Annotated in this window: 13 protein-coding genes; 8 read left to right on the forward strand and 5 right to left on the reverse strand. The window is 41.7% G+C overall.

The window, feature by feature from the left end; genetic code table 11:
* A partial coding sequence (locus CWB60_RS07740) for a retention module-containing protein (RefSeq protein WP_171036132.1) occupies positions 1-3,513 on the reverse strand: 3,513 nt, incomplete at its 3' end.
* 225 nt (positions 3,514-3,738) lie between these two features.
* Here CWB60_RS07740 and CWB60_RS07745 point away from each other — a divergent pair.
* From CWB60_RS07745 to CWB60_RS07760, 4 genes are read left to right on the forward strand one after another with little or no spacing between them, the layout of a single operon-like run.
* On the forward strand, positions 3,739-5,712 hold the full coding sequence (locus CWB60_RS07745) for a TolC family outer membrane protein (RefSeq protein WP_096041340.1): 1,974 nt from the start codon (positions 3,739-3,741) through the stop codon (positions 5,710-5,712).
* 53 nt (positions 5,713-5,765) lie between these two features.
* Positions 5,766-7,904, forward strand: coding sequence for a type I secretion system permease/ATPase (locus tag CWB60_RS07750; protein ID WP_138579900.1), 2,139 nt, complete (start codon positions 5,766-5,768; stop codon positions 7,902-7,904).
* A complete protein-coding gene (locus CWB60_RS07755) occupies positions 7,901-9,322 on the forward strand; it encodes an HlyD family type I secretion periplasmic adaptor subunit (protein ID WP_055252885.1) in 1,422 nt (473 codons plus the stop codon). The genes CWB60_RS07750 and CWB60_RS07755 overlap by 4 nt, the downstream gene beginning before the upstream one ends.
* Before the next feature lie 23 nt (positions 9,323-9,345).
* A complete protein-coding gene (locus CWB60_RS07760) occupies positions 9,346-9,933 on the forward strand; it encodes a LuxR C-terminal-related transcriptional regulator (protein ID WP_024033058.1) in 588 nt (195 codons plus the stop codon).
* Positions 9,934-10,066: 133 nt separating this feature from the next.
* Here the strand turns inward: CWB60_RS07760 and CWB60_RS07765 are convergent, their stop codons facing one another.
* From CWB60_RS07765 to CWB60_RS07775, 3 genes are all read right to left on the reverse strand, one after another.
* The gene (locus tag CWB60_RS07765; RefSeq protein ID WP_138579901.1) at positions 10,067-12,025 is read right to left on the reverse strand and encodes a bifunctional diguanylate cyclase/phosphodiesterase; all 1,959 of its coding nucleotides are present in this window, start codon (positions 12,023-12,025) and stop codon (positions 10,067-10,069) included.
* A complete protein-coding gene (locus tag CWB60_RS07770; RefSeq protein WP_138579902.1) occupies positions 12,025-12,732 on the reverse strand; it encodes a transglutaminase-like cysteine peptidase in 708 nt (235 codons plus the stop codon). The genes CWB60_RS07765 and CWB60_RS07770 overlap by 1 nt, the downstream gene beginning before the upstream one ends.
* Positions 12,733-13,093: 361 nt before the next feature.
* On the reverse strand, positions 13,094-13,549 hold the full coding sequence (locus CWB60_RS07775; protein ID WP_004589651.1) for an LPP20 family lipoprotein: 456 nt from the start codon (positions 13,547-13,549) through the stop codon (positions 13,094-13,096).
* 129 nt (positions 13,550-13,678) lie between these two features.
* Here CWB60_RS07775 and CWB60_RS07780 point away from each other — a divergent pair, with 129 nt between their 5' ends.
* Positions 13,679-14,872: a flagellar assembly protein FlgT gene (locus tag CWB60_RS07780; RefSeq protein ID WP_138579903.1), complete on the forward strand. Its 1,194-nt coding sequence runs from the start codon at positions 13,679-13,681 to the stop codon at positions 14,870-14,872.
* On the opposite strand, the gene CWB60_RS07785 is transcribed toward CWB60_RS07780, so the two are convergent.
* On the reverse strand, positions 14,869-15,759 hold the full coding sequence (locus tag CWB60_RS07785) for a LysR substrate-binding domain-containing protein (protein WP_171036133.1): 891 nt from the start codon (positions 15,757-15,759) through the stop codon (positions 14,869-14,871). The genes CWB60_RS07780 and CWB60_RS07785 overlap by 4 nt on opposite strands.
* A 109-nt stretch (positions 15,760-15,868) precedes the next feature.
* On the opposite strand from CWB60_RS07785, the gene CWB60_RS07790 reads away from it, so the two are divergent.
* The 3 genes from CWB60_RS07790 (at position 15,869) to CWB60_RS07800 (ending at position 19,380) form a co-directional block, all read left to right on the forward strand.
* The gene (locus CWB60_RS07790) at positions 15,869-16,597 is read left to right on the forward strand and encodes a glutathione peroxidase (protein ID WP_138579905.1); all 729 of its coding nucleotides are present in this window, start codon (positions 15,869-15,871) and stop codon (positions 16,595-16,597) included.
* An 83-nt stretch (positions 16,598-16,680) separates the two neighbouring features.
* Positions 16,681-18,129, forward strand: a complete 1,449-nt coding sequence (locus tag CWB60_RS07795) for a dihydrolipoyl dehydrogenase (protein WP_138579906.1) — start codon at positions 16,681-16,683, stop codon at positions 18,127-18,129.
* Between the two features lie 318 nt (positions 18,130-18,447).
* The gene (locus tag CWB60_RS07800) at positions 18,448-19,380 is read left to right on the forward strand and encodes a DHH family phosphoesterase (RefSeq protein ID WP_138579907.1); all 933 of its coding nucleotides are present in this window, start codon (positions 18,448-18,450) and stop codon (positions 19,378-19,380) included.
* Positions 19,381-19,477 lie beyond the last annotated feature (97 nt).

Below are 19,477 nucleotides of genomic sequence, written 5' to 3' on the forward strand. Positions count from 1 at the left end.
GTTTTGTGGGTTACCCGCTTCATCCGTCACGGTGATCGTAACAACGGTGCCCTCTGGCTCGCCCGTTGCAGACCCTGAAATAGTCGGTGTGGTGTCGTTTGTATCACCCACGGGATCAATTATTACTGTAGGCGCTGCGGTATCTATGACGCCTGTAGTTGTGGCTGGGGCTTCATTTCCAGCTGCATCAGTAGCTGTGGCCGTTATTGTAAACTCCCCCTCAGCAATTGCAGTCGTCGCACCTACTTGCCAAGAACCATCTTCTGCGACAACTGCCGTCAAGGTTTGCGAATCACCATTAGAGTCTGTTATTAATACAGTGATCAAGCTACCTGGCTCTACATCAGTTGTGGTACCACTAAATACAGGTGTTGAATCGTTAGAGTCAGTAAAGTCATTTACACTAATAGTTGGTGCGGTTAAATCTATAGTGCCAGTTTGTGAGTCTTGCGCGCTATTACCAGCACTATCACTTACATTTGCCACCACACTAAACTCACCCTCAGCTAATGCTTGTGGGACATCTATACTCCATGTGCCATCACCATTTATAGCAGTGACAAATTGCTGCTCAGCGCCAGCATCATCAGTCACAATCACTGTAACCACACTACCCGCTGCTAAACCTTGAGTAGAGCCGCTTATAGTAGGCGTTGTATCGTTTGTATCACCAATATTATCTATAGTTACGCTAGGTGCGGTTAAATCTATGGTGCCAGTAACCGTCGCTGTACTGCTATTACCTGCTTCGTCACTTACACTTGCAGTAACTGTAAAGTCACCTTCGCTAAGCTCATTAAGTATATCGGCGCTATAGCTTCCATCGGCATTAGTAACCGCTGTAATAGTTTGTTGATTACCGTCACTATCGCTTATTAATAAGGTAACCTCAGTACCTTGGGGTACATCTACTACGCTACCTGTCACACTCGGTGTTGTATCGTTTGTATCTGTAATTGGGTTAATAGTAATCGCAGGATCAGTTAAATCAATTTCCCCTACTTCAGTAGCAGAGGCTGTATTGCCAGCAGCATCGGTTACTGTTGCAACCACCGTAAATTGACCCTCTACCAACTCCTCGGTTGCTTCGATTGACCACGACCCATCAGCATTTGTGGTTACTTGCACAGTTTCTGTTGCGCCATCGCTGCCTGTAAAGGTAACAGTAACAACCGCACCTGCGTCAACATCTTGCGTAGTACCGCTAATTGTTGGAGTGGTATCATTAGTATCAATAATAAAATTAATACTTACGGTTAAATCTACATTACCGACCGTACTTGCTTGTGCCTCATTACCCGCATCGTCTATAACGGCTGCAACTACGGTAAAATCCCCTTCAGGCAGAGGCTCTGTAACTTGAGCGCTCCAAGAACCATCTTCTTGCGTGACCGCTAAAAGATTAAAAGTACTGCCATCACTTGCGGTAATCGTTAGGGTTATAGTGGTACCAGCAGGCACGTTACCGGTATTACCACTTAAAAATGGCGTGGTATCATTTGTATCTGCAATAGAGTCAATTTGAATAGAAATAGGGGCAAATGTAACTTCACCACTTGTTTGCGCGGATGCTTCGTTACCCGCAGGGTCACTCACTGTCGCGGTAACACTAAACTCTCCGCCAGGAATAGCGTTGGGCGATTCAACACTCCACGTGCCATCAGCCTCAAGTGTCGTGGTTAAGGTTTGTATATTACCGTCGCTATCGGTTACTAAAACAGTAATTAAAGAGCCCTCTGGTGCCCCTTCAACACGGCCTACAAAAGTAGGCGTTGTGTCATTAGTGTCTGCAATGGCCGTAACCGTTATCTCAGGACTAGTTAAATCAACTAACCCTTGCTCTACAGCTTGTGCTTCATTACCTGCAGTGTCGGTCACGGTTGCATTAACTTCAAACTCACCTTGTGCTAAAGGTGTAGAAACACTTACAGACCAGCTGCCATCATCATTTGTTTGCGTTAACAGCGTTTGAACTTGCCCATTAATATCAGTAATAACCACGGTAATTACCGAGCCTGCTGGCACATCTTGCGCAGAGCCAGTAATAATTGGGGTTGTATCTTGCGTATCGGCAATCGCATTAATTTCTACAATTGGCGCCGTTAAGTCAATAACTCCAACATCACTTGCAAGTGCTTGGTTGCCTACGCTATCACTCACCTGCGCATCAACAGTAAAGTCACCTTCTGGTAGTGCCACACCCACATCAACAGCCCAACTACCATCTTCATCGGTAATGGCTGTTAAAAGCTGCACTTCGCCTGCACTGTCGGTTACTGTGATTGTTACTTCAGTACCTTGTGGCACACCGGTTGTAGTACCGGTTAATGGCGGCGTAGCATTATTAGTTTCACCCGCTACTGTAACTGTAATTTCTGGAGCGGTTAAATCAATACTCGCAACAGCTTGGTCAATTGCTTGGTTACCAGCGGCATCAACTGCTACTGCGTTAACATTAAACTCCCCTTCTGCTAAAGGCGATGTAGTGGTAATACTCCAATTACCTTGTGCATCAACTTGTGTAACAATTGTTTGTTGTGTGCCTGTGCTATCGGTAAGAGTTACAGAGACGTTGTCGCCAGTATTCAAACCCGCTACCGACCCCGTAACCGTTACTGTTTGAGATGCAGAGTCTGCAACAGGGTCAATATTAATTACTGGCGCGGTGGTGTCTATTTCAATAGAAATAGCATCGTTAAACGCATTACCATCTGGATCGGTGGCTTCTACAACTACGCTCACGGGTCCATCGGCTATCGGGTTAGGCAATGTAATTTCAAACGTGCCATCAGGGCCAATAACCGCACTTACTACTTGAGAGTTACCATTTTCATCTGTCACAGTAATATTCACTGTTTCACCCACTAAGTTTTCACTTGTACCACTAATTGTTGGCTGAGATGAATTAGTTAAACCTACCTCATTTAATGATACAGACGCGGTGCCATCATCAGGAACTACCCCATCAGAGGTGTCGCGAATATTTAGCGCTTCTGTAGAATCAGGATCAAAGCTTGAATCAAATGCAACGCTATTAGGGTTAACTCCCTCCGCAATACGTGTAAGCTGAACAAATGAGCTTCCTCCACCAGAGCCCGCACCACCAGCACCACCTGCGGCCGTTGCTTCTAAATTATCTAAAATATCACCATCGCCCTCTAAGGCATCTAAAAAGTCAGTAACATCAGAATTAGCCGCCGTTTGGCCATCGTTATTATCTGTTTGTTCTAAGCTTGCAATGGCCGCATCTAGGCTTTCGTCAAACACTGTGGTTTCGCTGCTATCGCGGGTTTCTTGTGCTAATAAATCAGGGGTGATCTTTACGTTTTGATTAGCAGGAATCGACAGTGTTTCTCCTTGCACATCAATTGTTAGCGATGAATTATCGGCGGTAACCACTAAATCGCCCACAGTAATAGTATCGCCCACTTCAAGTGGCTTAATTGTGCCATCTTCTAAAACAACACCAGCAGACCCTTTTAAGTCTATTACTAATAATTGATTAGATTCCATTTTACTTACCTCAAACATAAGAATTAAAAACTATTAATTAAAATGTAGAACAGCAAAACGCATTAGATACTGTACTCAAGTACAGTTTTTAAAAAAACATTAAAAATAAAAAAGTGGTAGATAATAAATTTTATGCTAGCCAAAACGATTATTTGCGAAAAATGAATTTATTGACTAAACCATAGGGTAGGTATTGATAGCCCAAGTAACCCCTAAGAGGAAGAAATGATTACAAAAAATACTTTACTAAAGCAAAAAGGAAAGCTGCTTATAGGTTTAACGCTAAGTGCGCTTGGCGCAACTAACGTGGTAAAAGCCGATGACAGCTCTGTGGCACCGCTTACATACGTCACCAGTAAAGCAATTGAAAATAATCCAGAGGTACAACAAGCATGGCATACATTTAAATCCTCAATTTATGGCGTAGATGCAGCCCGCTCAGGCTACTTACCTAGCGTTGATGTATCTGCCAGCGCAGGTTATGAGCGCCGAAACTACGGTATAGAAGACGAATACAACCGCAACACTGCAGAGCTTAGTGTTACTCAAATGCTTTACGACGGGTTTAGAACATCTAACACCGTTGAAAGGTTTGAGCGTATTCAGCTCATTCGGTATTTTGAATTACTCTCACAAACAGAGCAAACTGCATTAGATGCATCTATTGCATTTTTAGATGTGCAAAAATTTAAAGAACTTGTGACACTCGCTGAAGAAAACCTGCAAGAACACGAGTCTGTATACCAACAAATTGAACAAAGTGTAGGAGCCGGTGTTGCCCGAGCAGCAGATCTAGAGCAAATTAGCGGGCGCTTATCGCTAGCGCAATCTAATGTGCTAACCGAGTACGCTAACCTGCACGATGTAACCGCGCGTTATTTAAGAGTTGTTGGCGAGCTACCCGTTAATGATATAAAACAAGCCAAATTAGATGAGCAAAACGTGCCCATTTCTATTAACCAAGCGCTTGATATAGCCTATAAAAACAGCCCTGCTTTTTACGCATCGCTTTATAATATAGAGGCGCAAGAAGCCAATGCTCAGGCACAAAAGGCAGCGTTTCATCCAAACGTAGACTTATCCGCCCGTTACGGCACACAAGACAGAGACGAGCTAGGTTTAAACGAAACAAGAACCGAAGCACGGGTAGGTATAGACATAACCTATAACCTGTACAACGGGGGCCTAGATAGCGCCAACCTTGAACAAGCATACCAAGATGTAAATATTGCCAAGTATCAACGCGATCAAGCTTGTGTTGATATTCGTCAAAGCCTACAAATTGCCTATCATAATGTGAACAATATAGAGCAAAAGCTACCCACGCTTGAAAGCTATAAAAACTCGTCAAACAGAGTAAAAATAGCCTACCGAGACCAATTTGATATTGGCCAACGCACCTTGCTTGATGTACTTGACGCTGAAAACGAAGCATTTCAATCTAACCGCTCGTACATTGTTGCTCAATACGATAGACAAACAGCCATTTTAACTATGCTTAACGAAATGGGTAAACTATTGCCAGCTCTAAATGTTATGTCTGACAAGTACCCAACATTAACAGAGTTAACAGATGACCCAATCGTGCATAACGCACAAAATATATGCCCAAGTTACGATGTAGCTGCCACCTTTAAACGCAAAGCTTTTTTACAAAAAAAAGCCAAGCAAGATAACGCCTACATGAGCGTTACAGCAATGCCTAGGTATTTAGAAATGCCACCAGAAACTCCTAGCGCATCGAGTTTTGCAGATGACGATAACGACGGCGTACCTAACGAGCAAGACACCTGCCCAAGCACCCCAGCGGGAACAAATGTAGACCTGTCTGGGTGTACTTTGTATGACCAAGCGACCGACTCAGTTGAAATAGGCATTCCCTTTTCAGCCGACTCAAGCCAAGTGCGCCCAGAGTACTTGCAAGAGGTAGAAAAGCTCGCGGAGTTTTTAAAAAATAACCCTGACAAAAAGGTAGAGATCCAAGGTCACGCCTCATTAGATGGCGATAGAAAATACAACCGCAAACTTTCAGAGCAACGTGCCTTTGCCGTAGCACAATTACTTATTGAGCAATTTGGTATAGCGCCTAATCGTGTTCAATCATTTGGTTATGGTATTGATCAGCCACGAGTTAATGAAATTTCGGTACGTGCTAATGCGGCAAACCGCCGTATTGAGGCGGTTATTACCGATAGTTAAGAGGTGCTTAAAACAAATAAATTTAAAATGTTTTACATAACATTGGATGGTATATGGAATTAAATGATGTACTTGATCATGGCGGCGCACTGGTAGATTGCCTTGCAGTATTGTGCCGCTTTCATGATAAAGATTTTTCAAGGGAGGCCTTATTAAATGGCCTCCCACTAACAGATGGAAACTTAACGCCTTCAGGGTTTGCACGTGCTGCAAAACGTGTGGGCTTTAAATCAAAAGTTGTAAATAAGCCTCTTAATCAAATTAATACTGCTTTATTACCCGCCATTATTATTTTAAATAATAACCAAGCGTGCGTGGTAACCGCTATTGATAACCAACAACAAACAGCGCAAGTTACTTACCCCGAGCTAACTGAGTCTGTTGTAGAAGAAGACCTAGAACAGTTAATTGAAAAATCAACAGGTTTAATTATTTATGCTCATCCAGAGTTTATGTTTGATGAGCGCTCCCCGGTGCTTGAAAAGCTCTCTAAAGACGGCTGGTTTTGGGGCGTAATAAAAGAATGCCGCGCACTGTACAAAGACGTCATAATCTCCGCCATTGCATTAGGCGTTTTGTCTGTTGCCATGCCTTTATTTGTAATGAATGTATATGACCGCGTAGTTCCAAATCATGCAACAGAAACCCTCTGGGTTTTAGCCATCGGTATTTTAATAGCGCTGACCGCCGACTTTGTACTGCGCTTAGTACGCAGCTACTTTGTAGAGCTTGCGGCAAGTCGTATAGATGTAAAAGTATCTGCGGTTATTATGGAGCGCGTACTTGGTATGAAGCTTAAAAATAGGCCCTCATCAGCGGGGTCATTTGCGAGTAACATACAATCGTTTGAAGCCGTACGTAACTTTTTTAGTTCAATAACCTTGGTCGCGCTGGTTGATTTACCCTTTGTTGCTATATACCTAATTGTTATTGCAATAATAGGTGTACCGCTTAGCCTACCCATTATCGCAGGTGCCCTAATACTTTTAAGTTATGGCATAGCAGCCCACAGAAAACTTGAAGCGCTGTCAGAGCAAACCATGAAAGCAAGCTCAATGCGCAACTCCATACTTGTAGAAAGCTTAACCAACATTGAAGATGTAAAAAGTTTTCACAGCGAATGCAAAACCCAATCAACATGGGAAAAATCAACTATTTATATTGCTCAGGTTAATGCGCAAAGTCGCTTAATCTCAAGTTCAATCTCTAATAGTGCAGCGTGGATACAACAATGTGTTGGCGTGATCATTATGATCATCGGTGTTCATTTAGTTATTGAAGGCGAGCTCACGCAAGGGGGATTAATAGCCGCTTACTTACTTTCATCGCGGGCAATGGGGCCGCTTGGGCAATGCGCCGCCGTACTTGCGCAATATCATCATGCCGCTATTGCTATGCAATCGCTTAACGAAATAATGGAGAAAGACGTTGAGCGCCCGCCAAATAAACATTGGTTAAGCCACCCCGTATTAAACGGCGAAATAGAATTTAAAGACGTATGCTTTAAGTATGAAGACGACGCGGCCGATGCGCTTAGTAATATTAGCTTTAAAATAAAAGCGGGCGAAAAAGTGGCTATTTTAGGGCGCAATGGTTCGGGTAAAAGCACCCTCGAAAAACTTATTTTAGGCCTTTACGACCCAACCGCAGGCTCCGTAATGGTCGATAACAACAATATACAACAAATAGACCCCGCAGAACTTCGTCATAACATAGGGTACGTACCCCAAAATATAGCGTTGTTTTTTGGTAGTTTAAAAGACAACCTCACTATTAGCGCATGGCATGCTAAAGATGAGCAAATAATTAGCGCATGCGAAAAAAGCCAGTTATTCGAGTTAATAAACTCTCACCCCGATGGGTTTGACCTACAAGTTGGTGAGCAAGGTCGCTTGCTATCTGGCGGCCAAAAACAAGCAATTGGTATCGCGCGTGCATTAATAAACGACCCTCCTATCATGCTGTTAGATGAGCCTACCTCATCGCTTGATCACAATAGTGAAAATAAAATTATTCAAAATTTAAAAACCGCCACCCAAGACAAAACCTTAATTGTAGTTACTCACCGGTCGTCTTTACTTTCGTTGGTTGATCGCATCATCGTGCTCGATAACGGAAAAATAGTTGCCGATGGGCCTAAACAAAAAGTAATTGCCGCACTGAATAACCAAACAGTGGAGCAAGCATCATGAGTGACAATAAAAAGCCACTAGAGCAGCGCTCTTTTGAATCGGTAAGTAAAGCAATAGAAGCACGTAAAAAAGGTAAGCCTTCAATCTTTAATCGCTTATTTAAAGGCTGGCTTTCGCCTCCTGAATCACAAGATTGGGTAGTCGATGCGCAGTGGGAAAAAATGCAACAAGAGCCTGCCAGCGCACGTTTTTTGTTATACCTCATTTGCATTGCATTTATTTTGCTTACAATTTGGGCGGGCTTTGCGCCACTTGATGAGGTAGCCCGTGGTGAAGGACGCGTTATCCCATCAAATAAATTACAGTTAGTGCAATCTTACGATGGCGGTATGGTAGAAAAAATAAACATTCGAGAAGGGCAAATTGTTGAAGAAGGTGACGTATTAATAAAAATTGACCCTACTCGGTTTATTTCAAGCTTTAGAGAAAACCAATCTAAAGTGCAATCACTCACTGCAAAAGTAGCCAGGTTACAAGCCCTTACCAGAAAAGAAGATCTCGTTTTTCCTGATGAGCTTGTTAAGCAAGTACCCGAGGCGGTCGCTCATGAGCGCTCAATATATTTAAGTAATCGTCAAGAATTAGAGCAGCAAGTGGCAATTCATAAACGCCAGCTAGAACAACGCAGACAAGATCACATTGAAGCAAAAGCCGCTTTGCAACAACACACTAGCGCTCTAAGGCTAAGTAATCGTGAGCTGCAAGTAACACGCCCACTGTTAAGAACCGGTGCTGTATCTGATATAGACATCATTAGGTTAGAACGTGAAATAGTTGATTTAAACGGCGAAATAAACCGCACTAAAGCAGTGATTAACCGCAGTTTATCGGCTATCAACGAAGCTAAAAACAAAGTAACAGAAGTGGAACTTGCGATGATCAACCGCTGGAACAACGAGCTTTCGGAGGCATTGCTGCGTTTAGAGTCGATAAAAGAAACCGAATCAGGGCTTGCCGACAAAGTGGCCCAAACTGAGATCAAATCACCGGTTAAAGGCACGGTACAACGTTTATTGGTTAATACCGTAGGCGGCATTTTACAACCCGGCAGTGATGTTTTAGAAATAGTCCCTTTAGATGATCAACTTATTGTTGAGGCAAAAATACCGCCGAAAGATATTGCCTTTTTACGCCCTGGGCAGCCCGCCATGATTAAATTTAGCGCCTATGATTTTGCGGTATACGGCGGACTAGAAGCCGAGGTACTGCATATAAGTGCAGATACAATTACCGACGACAGAGAAAATACTTTTTATTTAGTGCAATTAAAAACCACTAAAAATAACTTTTCAGAAGAGTTGACTATAATTCCAGGAATGACCACACAAGTGGATATTATTACTGGTAAAAAAACCGTCTTGGAATATTTACTTAAACCCGTACTCAGAGCTACATCGCAAGCAATGACAGAACGCTAAACTGAATTTATTGGAGTAAATTAATGCGCCAAAGTATATTTATTACACAACCCGAACTTGAATCGAGCCACTGGCGAAGTGCGTTTGCAGGTTGTGTAATATGCACCAAAGAACCAAAACAAATTAATGCATCAAGTATTATATGGGTTCTGGCGGGCACTTCGGGATGGCTTGAACTGGTAAAAAAATATGCCCAAAAACGCTTGCCAGTTATTGTAATGACCACAAATCTAGAAATAGAGGAACTTAGAGCAGCCCTGCAAGCGGGCGCAAGAGGCTATGTAGAAGCACTTGCATCTAAAGTAATATTACAACAGGTACTTGAGACTATTTGCTCAGGCGGCCTGTGGTTACCTGGGCAGCTACTATCTAATATTGTTGGGGCACTAAGTCAGCAGCAAATAAATTACACCCAAGCCTGCGATATTCAAAGCTTAACTAAACGCGAACGCCAAGTTGTTGATATAGTTATAACAGGGGCAACCAATAAACAAGCCGCTGAGTCACTAAATATTACAGAGCGGACAATTAAAGAGCACATGAGCTCAATTTTCACTAAGTTAAAAGTGCGCGACCGTATACAACTTATGTTAGCAGTTAAAGGTAACTAGCTTAAGCTGAAATAATAAAACCTTCGCCAGTTATAGTTAACCTAATAAACAAAGGCTTATAGGTTAAATACTGAATTGCATTTACCTATTCACCGCCATTATTAAACCACTCCCCTTTAATTAAAGAGTCGCTTTACGACTCTTTAATAACTCCATCAAAGCCAAGATTAACCAGTGTATCTATATCGTCTTGGCTTGTTACGCCCTGTGCGACCACTTTAATACCAATAGAATGTGCTAATGTGCAAACACCGCGTAAGAAGGTTTGATTGTCTTGGCTGTAACTAATGTTATGCGCGTAAATGCTGTCTATTTTAAGCATTTCTAAGCCAAATTCTTGAATGTTCTTAATCTTAGTAAATTCAGGTCCCACACGTTTAAGTGCCACTTTAGCGCCCATACAACGCACCTGCTCACAAAATTCCTTAAATATATCCTTTTCGTTTACGACAATGTTTTCGCGTATATCAAAACATATATTTTTTGCCAAATCAGGAAAGGCAGATACATAGGTTAATACCGAGGCAAGCGCGGTATCATCCATTAATGTTTGCGCCGAAAGCTCTACAGCAATCAATTCATTTGGCGGCGCTTCACCGTACTGTTTAACAATTTGCTTGATTAAACTCCAATCCAAACGCGCTAATAGGTTTAAGCGATTAGCCCATTGATAGTAGTAGCTTGATTTATAATGTTGGCCGCCAAATTCTAAACTTAAACTAAGCTGGTGCTGTAACAAGGTGTCGTTAAAACCCATAACCTCTAAACAATTTAACTGTATAGTTTTTTGCTCAAGCGCATCCTCAATAGCCTTTTGCCAGCCAGTAGAGTCATCAAAAATTTCACTCTTTTGTTTGTTATCAATGACTTTTGCTTGCACTCCAGGTTTGTTACCTGCTGTTTTTAATAAACCATCTACACGGCGTAATAAATCAAAGCGGATGTCGTTTTTCTCAATGTAGGTACAACTGTGTACAATGGCCAAATCAATATTTTTGTATTCATCAACAATCGATTTATGCAATGCGGTTATTTGCTCGCTAAGCGCCTGAATATCATCAGTATCGCTAAACAACACAGTAAAGTCGGTATGTGATATACGCGCAATATAGTTTTCTGAAAAGTGCGCCTGATTCGACTCTAAAAACTGTGTTAACACCTGAGAAAAACGGCGTAAAAAGTTAACCATTTCTACACGGCTAATCGATTCACTTATTTTATCTAAATTAACCACCCTAAATAAAAACAAAGCACCATGAGCATGATCTTTCACTTTTTGTAAATGAGCCTCTAATGTGGCACTAAAATACTCTCGATTGGCAAGCCCTGTTAGCTCATCGTGCTGGGCTTTAAAACGCAACTCCTCTAAGCGTTTATTATCTTCTTTTATAATGCGGCTAAACCGTGTCGATAATAAATTCATCGACTGCACAAGGCGCGCAAACTCAAAGGTTTTTGGCACTTTTGATTTAATAAAACGCTTATCGCCAAAGGCGTTTGCTTGATACACCACATCATCAAGTGGCGTTAAAATTCTACGTAATAAATACGCACTTATGGCACAGGCAAAAAAGGCCACCACTAAAAAGCTAAAAAACAGTTTAAGGGCGCTTTCCCACAATGCTTGCTCAGCATATTGGCTGTGGCTTTCAACAAATAAAGTGCCAAATTGCTGCCAACCGTTGTTAACCTGCCCTACACCTGGCTGTACATTAAGCCCATATACCGCTCTAAACCAAGCTGGTGCGGTATTTTCTAACGTGTCGGTAAATACGCGCTTTACAATAACCTCACCATTTGGGTCTTGCAGTTCTATACGTTTGTAGTGGCCGGTATCAAAAGTGGCCGACACTAACAGCTCAAGCTCTACAGGGTCTTTTTCAAGCTGACTAATCATCAGCGCCAAAGAGCTAGCATTATCAACATTTTTTAAATACAGCTGCGTAGAAAAATAGTCTCTAGCAGAGTTAGTACTTATTAACACGCTACTTATAAAGCCAACAAAAATCACCACCAGCAAGGTGATCCACAGCTCTTGCCTAAGAGTGATTTTTCTTTTTTTGAAAAACTTAAATAAGGAAAATGACGCCATTACCACATAACCCCTTCTTGTGATGTCTGCTCCAAAATTTTACGCCAACGCGATAGCCTTGCTGTCGGGCTGGCTACACTTTTGGTCGAGTTATTTGCCCATAAACCTTGGCTGTTAAAGCTAAATACCGGGCTTAAATCAACGCGTTTTGCTGCAGGTAACACTTTTGTTATTAAACTATCTAAAATAAGCGGCTGAGCATTAGGCGTAGCAAAGTAGCCTAATACCATGTGTGCTTGTGTTTTGTTTGTACCAGCAAGCTTAGCTTTTACATATATAAGCCTAAGCTTGTCGTCGCTTACGCCTAAGGCGCGTAAACTAATGTATTTAGCAATGGCATAATCTTCACAATCACCTAAACCACGGCCAAGGGTTTCTAATGGCGTAGCCCAATAGTCGTTTTGCTTCCAAAGCTGTATATCGGTTTGGTATCGAAGATTGCGTGCAAAAAAGTCGTTAACAATTAAAATTTGTTGTTGTTCTGGTTTATTTTGGGTGCGCACCAACATAGTTTGCCAATTACGCGCCACAGTGACTCGCGCAGGGCCATATTTTTGCCCCATTAATTCTATAAAGGTATTAAATTGAATAGTTAAACGGCTCGCAAACACGCCGCTTGAAAGTAAAAAAAATAGCAGTAAATAGCGCAAATTGCTTTTGCACCAAAAAAATATCTTATTTGAGGAAAGAGTGGGCCTAAGTGTCATTCACAGCCCAAAAAAAGAAAAATTAAAAACATACACCAAACGCTACACTACTTGTTCAAATATTATTCGTAACAACAGCATAGCACTCAATATAAAAGGATGAGATATTTTGTATGTGTTTTTTTACTAGATTTAAATTTTAACTCGGTCATTTCAACATTGCTTAATACATTAACTAACGTATTGAACCATCGTTGTATTTAAAGCTGATTTATCAAACCCTAGACTTACAGAAAAACGCTCCCGTAAATAGCAAAGTTATGTATTGCTGTACGAGTATATTCCACGCGCTTAACGCTAAAACCAGCCGTTAAAATAGCATCTTAATGTAGCTTTACTATTTAAAGTACTGGCCAGTTACTTAGTAGTAGGTCACTTTTTTAACTTCACGCGGCTTAATTTCACCTATATATAAGTCGTGCACGCGCTTCATGTTTAGCTCAAGCTCGGTAACGTATACATCGTCAACTGAGTAAGTTTTAATAATTTGCGCACCTTTAATTATGCCCTGCACTTTACTTTCCATGTAATCGTTTTGAGCAATAGCACCTGCTACAGACGTGCCCGCTGTAATTTTTTGCCCATAAACTTGCTCAGTCAGTTCACGGTACGCCTCAAGCTTAGAGGCCTTAATTGCCATTAATTGCTTTTGTGATTTATTAGCCCCTTGCTGCAAGCTAATAGGTGCATAACCAACCGCTTTAAGTATGGGATAATTATTTGGCTCTACATATTTGTACTCAACATGTTTATCAAACACGTTGCTGCAACCGGCAAGACCAAGGCCTGCTAAAGTAAGTAATATAATTGCACGCATTTATTTGCACCCTTTAAACTAATTGCGCAAATAAATGCAGGTTTAATGCCATTTATTATAAAGTCCTCATATTGGTGCAGTCCTTGCTTAGCTAAAGCGTAATTAACTAATTTTATGTGGAGTACCAGTATGAACACGTTTTTATCATCACTATTTGCAGGTGTTACTAGCGCTGCATTATTAACGTTTTCTGCCAGTACTTACGCACAATGGTTTGAATCTACCGGCCATGCACAAATACAAAATGGCGACATAAGCAGCGCTAAATCAGCCGCGATTAAAGATGCAATTACACAAGCATTAGTGTTTTCTGGCGCCCGGGTTAGCTCGGTACAAACCTTGGTAGATGGCGTGCTAACGCAAGATCAGCTAAAAATTAGTAGCCACGGCGAAATACAAAAAATAGAGCTGGTGAGCGAGCAACGCCAAAATCAACAATTTGCCATTACGCTTAGGCTTGATGTATTTGCCCAAACAGAGCAATGCCCACAAAGTAGCTTTAATAAATTTGTTGCTGTAACCCAAAGCCAGCTTGTTCATCGTGAACATGCCTTAATGGGTCAAATATTTGACGTAAATAAAGCCATTAGTAAAAAGTTATTTAGCGCTTTGCAAAGCACAAAAATGAGCGCCCTGCCCGTTGCTTACTACAATAAAGCAATTAATGTAGAGAATTACTTTAATCAGCAGCACGACTACTCAAATGCACAACTAGAAGAGCTTTCAGCCAGAAGCAACGCGCAATATGTTTTATTAAGCCAAATAACCAATTTAGCGCCAAGCGATAAACTCAACAACGACTACGCCTTTTGGCAAGACGAAACCTACCAGCGCAGCTACGCTATTGAGTTTATGTTGTTTGATGGCACCACGTACGAACAATTATGGCAAAACAGCTATCATACCCAAGCTGTATGGCCATTTGAAAAAACAGCCATAGTTGATGTAAATGGTGATAGGTTTTGGCAATCACCTTTTGGGCAAAGTATTAGCGATATAAATCAAACGGTCAGTTACGATATACAAGCGGCTATGGCGTGTTTTCCTACTAAAGGAAAAATAATGCACATGGAAAACAATAAATTGGTGATAAACCTAGGCAAAGATCATGGCCTTAAAAAAGGCCAGCTATTAAGCATTGCGCACCATAACTACTTAACTGATGCACAAGGCAATACTATGCCGCATACCATTACCACGCTTAACACCATTGTGGTTGAGCAACTTTATAAACAAAGCGCCATTGCTGTAAGCCTTAACGATAAGCCTTTGCCTGGGGTACAAATAAACGATGTGGTAGAGGTTGCAAGCCAAGAACGCTAAATAAGCGCCCGCTTTAAATTTGGGTGCTCTGCCAACCACTGGGCTAATTGCTCAACGCCCGCCAAACGCGGGTAGTGTTTTCTGCAAGCAAATACCACATTACGTTGCTGATTAGGAAAAATAGCTAAATAATCAATCCCTACACGCTGTGTACACGCAAGCTTGGGCACAAATGTCACCCCGTCATCTATCGCCACCAGCGCCAATAAAGTCTCTAAACTATTGCCCTGATATTGGTTTGACACATCCACTCCCGCAGCAAAACAAAACTTTTGGGCTTGATCTTTAAAGCAATGGCCATCACTTAACATTAATAGGCTACAACTTTGTAAATCGCTTAGCGCTACTTTTTTACGCTTAGATAACGGATTATCGGTTGAAACAGCGACCATAAAGTCTTCTTTGTACACGTTAACCGTATGGTAGTTTTTAAGCTCGGGAACATCGGCCAAAATTGCAAAGTCGAGCTCGCCGTTATCAAGCGCCTCTAGCATAGTCGCTGTTTGCATTTCTATAAACGAAAAATGGCTCTCGCTAAATGCCGCTTTCATAGAGGTCAGTAAAGCGCTGAGTAAGTACGGCGCAATAGTAGGAATAATACCAATTCTTAGCTTACCTTGTAGCGGCCCGTTTGAAGTAGCCGCCAGCTCTTTTAAGATTTCTGTTTGCTCTAAAATAACGTTTATTTGTGTCAACAAACGTTCACCTTGCGCTGTTAATGTAACTTGCTTAGTTGAGCGGTCAAATAAAACAACATTAAGCTCTTGCTCAAGCTTTTTTACTTGCCCACTTAGTGTAGGCTGGCTAACAAAACAGGCATCGGCCGCTTTGCGAAAATGCTTGTGGTGCGCTATTGCTTTTACATACTCTAAATCTTTTAAGTTCAAATTCATCTCCACCTGATAGGCTATACCTATTAGTTTAATACAAACAAACGATTGGAACTATATTTAAATTCTCGCCATAATGGCTCCAACAAATCAAGAGGAACAAACTATGTTAAAGAATATTGAAGGTCAAACAATCCCAAGCGTTACATTTGCAACACGTCAAAACGACGAATGGAAATCAGTAACCACAGACGAAATTTTTACAGGCAGAACTGTTGTTGTGTTTTCACTACCGGGCGCATTTACACCAACCTGTTCATCAACTCACTTACCACGCTACAACGAGTTAGCCGGTGTACTTAAGCAAAATGGCGTTGATGAAATTGTATGTGTATCAGTAAACGATACATTTGTAATGAACGCATGGGCAGAGCATCAAGAAGCGCAAAACATCACATTATTACCTGATGGCAACGGCGAATTTACTGACGGCATGGGCATGTTAGTAGATAAAAACGATTTAGGCTTTGGTAAGCGCAGCTGGAGATACTCTATGCTAGTTAAAGATGGCGTTATCGACAAAATGTTCATCGAACCAGATTTACCAGGCGACCCGTTTGAAGTTTCTGATGCAGACACAATGCTTGACTACATCAACCCAAAACAAACTAAGCCAGAGCCAGTAACCGTATTTACTAAGCCTGGTTGCCCTTTCTGTAAAAAAGCAAAAGAGCTACTAACAGAAAAAGGCTACGCATTTGAAGAAGTTGTTATGGGTGCAGGCGCTACATTAACAAGCCTTAAAGCAATTTCTGGCCGTGACACTGTTCCACAAATATTTATTGGTGGACAACACATTGGCGGCTCAGACGATTTAGAAAAATACTTTGCTTAATTAAGTAAAAAAAATAGCAGGGGCGTACGCGCCCCTCTATATCAATCTCATCGCTCAGATTGAAAATAATAAAGGAAACCACTATGAAAGAATTACAAACCGATGTTGTTGTTATAGGTGCAGGTACTGCAGGCTTAAGCGCATACCGTAACGCAAAACAATTCACCCCTAACGTTTTAATGATTGAATCAGGCTCGTACGGTACTACCTGTGCACGCGTTGGTTGTATGCCAAGTAAATTACTTATTGCCGCAGCCGAAGCCGCGCATTCAATTGAAATGGCACCTGCATTTGGTGTACATAGCTCAAAGCCAAGAATAGACGGCAAAGCAGTTATGGCACGTGTTAAAAGCGAACGAGACCGCTTTGCAGGATTCGTAGTAGAAGCCGTAGACGACATTCCTGATGAAGATAAAATTCGTGGCTACGCCAAGTTTTTAGACGCCAACCGCGTACAAATTGACGATGACATCATTATAACTGCTAAACGTTTTGTTATTGCTACGGGTTCGCGCCCATCATACCCTGGCGTGTTTAATAACTTTGGCGACAAACTTATTATAAACGACGATGTATTTAACTGGGACGACCTACCAGAGTCAGTGGCTGTATTTGGCCCAGGCGTAATAGGCCTAGAAATTGGCCAAGCACTTAGCCGCTTAGGCGTAAACGTAAAATTATTTGGTGTTGGCGGCGCAATTGGCCCACTTACCGACCCAGTAATTAAAGACTATGCAAACACTGTTTTTGCTGAAGAATTTTTTGTAGATACCGACTCAAACGTATCTGACATGATGCAAGTTGGCGATAAAGCCCAGCTTACTTACACCGATAAAGACGGTGCTAAACACACCGAGCAATTTGACTACGTACTTGCAGCCACAGGCCGAGTACCCAATGTAGACAAGCTAGGTTTAGAGAATACCGGCATAGAGCTTGATGAGCGCGGTGTGCCACACGCCGACCCGCACACAATGCAATGTAGTAACTCAAATATATTTATAGCGGGCGATGCCAGCAATATGATCCCTCTGCTACACGAAGCATCTGATCAAGGCACCATTGCCGGACAAAATGCTGGGCGCTTCCCCGATGTACGCATCGGCCTTCGCCGCGCTAAAATTGCCGCAGTGTTTAGTGACCCACAAATAGCAATGGTAGGCGAAAGCTACAAACAAATTACAGACCGCCTAGGTGAATGTGGTTGCTTTGAAGTAGGCGAAGTGAGCTTTGAAAACCAAGGCCGCAGCCGAGTAATGCTTAAAAATAAAGGCCACATGCGCGTTTACGCAGAGCAAGGCACAGGCTTATTTTTAGGTGCAGAATTTATTGGTCCACAAGCCGAACACCTTGCTCATTTATTAGCATGGGCTGTGCAAAACAAAATGACAGTACCAGAAATGCTGGATATGCCATTTTACCACCCAGTAATTGAAGAAGGTTTACGCACTGCCCTACGCGATTTAAATGCCAGACTTAAATTTGGCCCAGATATTATTAACAGCTGTATGGAATGCGGACCAGGCGCTTAACTTTTATACAGTAATAAAACAAATACATACTTGCTAACAAAAAGCCAAAACAGTCGTTTTGGCTTTTTTATGCGCTTTTTTAACGCTAATACCCATTGTATTAAATTATGAGGTATTGATAGCAACAGATAAACAGAGTAATAACAAAGGCCTAATTTTCGATAGGCATATGTTCTACTTAAAAATTTATAACGCCGTTTACGCTTTATTTAGTACGTTAGTGTGACTAAATTTTTAATTCGATTGCTATAACCTCTCAAAAATTATTTTAGCTGTTACACTTATTTGATTACTCAATCACAACAAGATGGAAAAGCTATGCCCAATAATAAATTTAGACTAGTCACCCGCAGCGATTTTGATGGCTTAGTATGTGCCGTACTGCTCAAAGACTTAGACCTAATTGATGACATTTTATTTGTACACCCAAAAGACATGCAAGATGGCAAAATAGACATAACTGCAAACGACATTACCACTAACCTACCCTACGTTGCTGGCTGTCACATTGCATTTGACCATCACTTAAGCGAAACCGTACGTAACGCAAGCGATATTAAAAACCATGTAATTGACCCTAAAGCTCCTTCTGCTGCACGCGTTGTTTATGATTATTATGGCGGCGCAGAAAAATTTCCAAACATCAGCACAGACATGATGGAAGCCGTAGATAAAGGCGATGCTGCGCAGTTCTCAAAAGACGAAATACTCAACCCAACAGACTGGGTATTAATGAACTTTATCATGGATGCACGCACAGGCCTTGGCCGATTCCGCGAGTTTAAAATTTCAAACTACCAATTAATGATGAAGCTAATTGATGCCTGTAAAGATCAAAGCATTGAAGACATTTTAAAAATGGAAGACGTAGCCGAACGTGTTGCGCTTTATAACGAGCATAACGAAAAGGCCAAAGAGCAAATAGCACAATGCGCAACCGTGCATAAAAACCTCGTGGTGCTAGATTTAACTCAAGAAGAAATTATTTACGCCACCAACCGCTTTGTTATTTACGCCATGTACCCCGACTGCAATATATCAATTCACAAAATGTGGGGCCTTAAAAAACAAAACGTAGTATTTGCCATAGGTAAATCAATCACCAACCGCAGCTCAAACACCAATGTGGGCGAGTTATGCCTTAAATACGGCGGTGGCGGCCACTTAAACGCCGGTACCTGCCAAGTAGAAACCAGCAAAGCCGAAGCGGTGCTTGATGAGCTGATTGATACGATTACGAGTGATGGTTGAGCTGTAAGCTGTAAGCTGTAAGCTGTAAGCTGTAAGCTGTAAGCTGTCAAAATTTTAAAGCGAGTAGATTTTTATTTACTCGCTTTTTTATGTGTAT

This window comes from Pseudoalteromonas sp. S327, from assembly GCF_005886415.1.
Classification (GTDB): domain Bacteria; phylum Pseudomonadota; class Gammaproteobacteria; order Enterobacterales; family Alteromonadaceae; genus Pseudoalteromonas; species Pseudoalteromonas atlantica.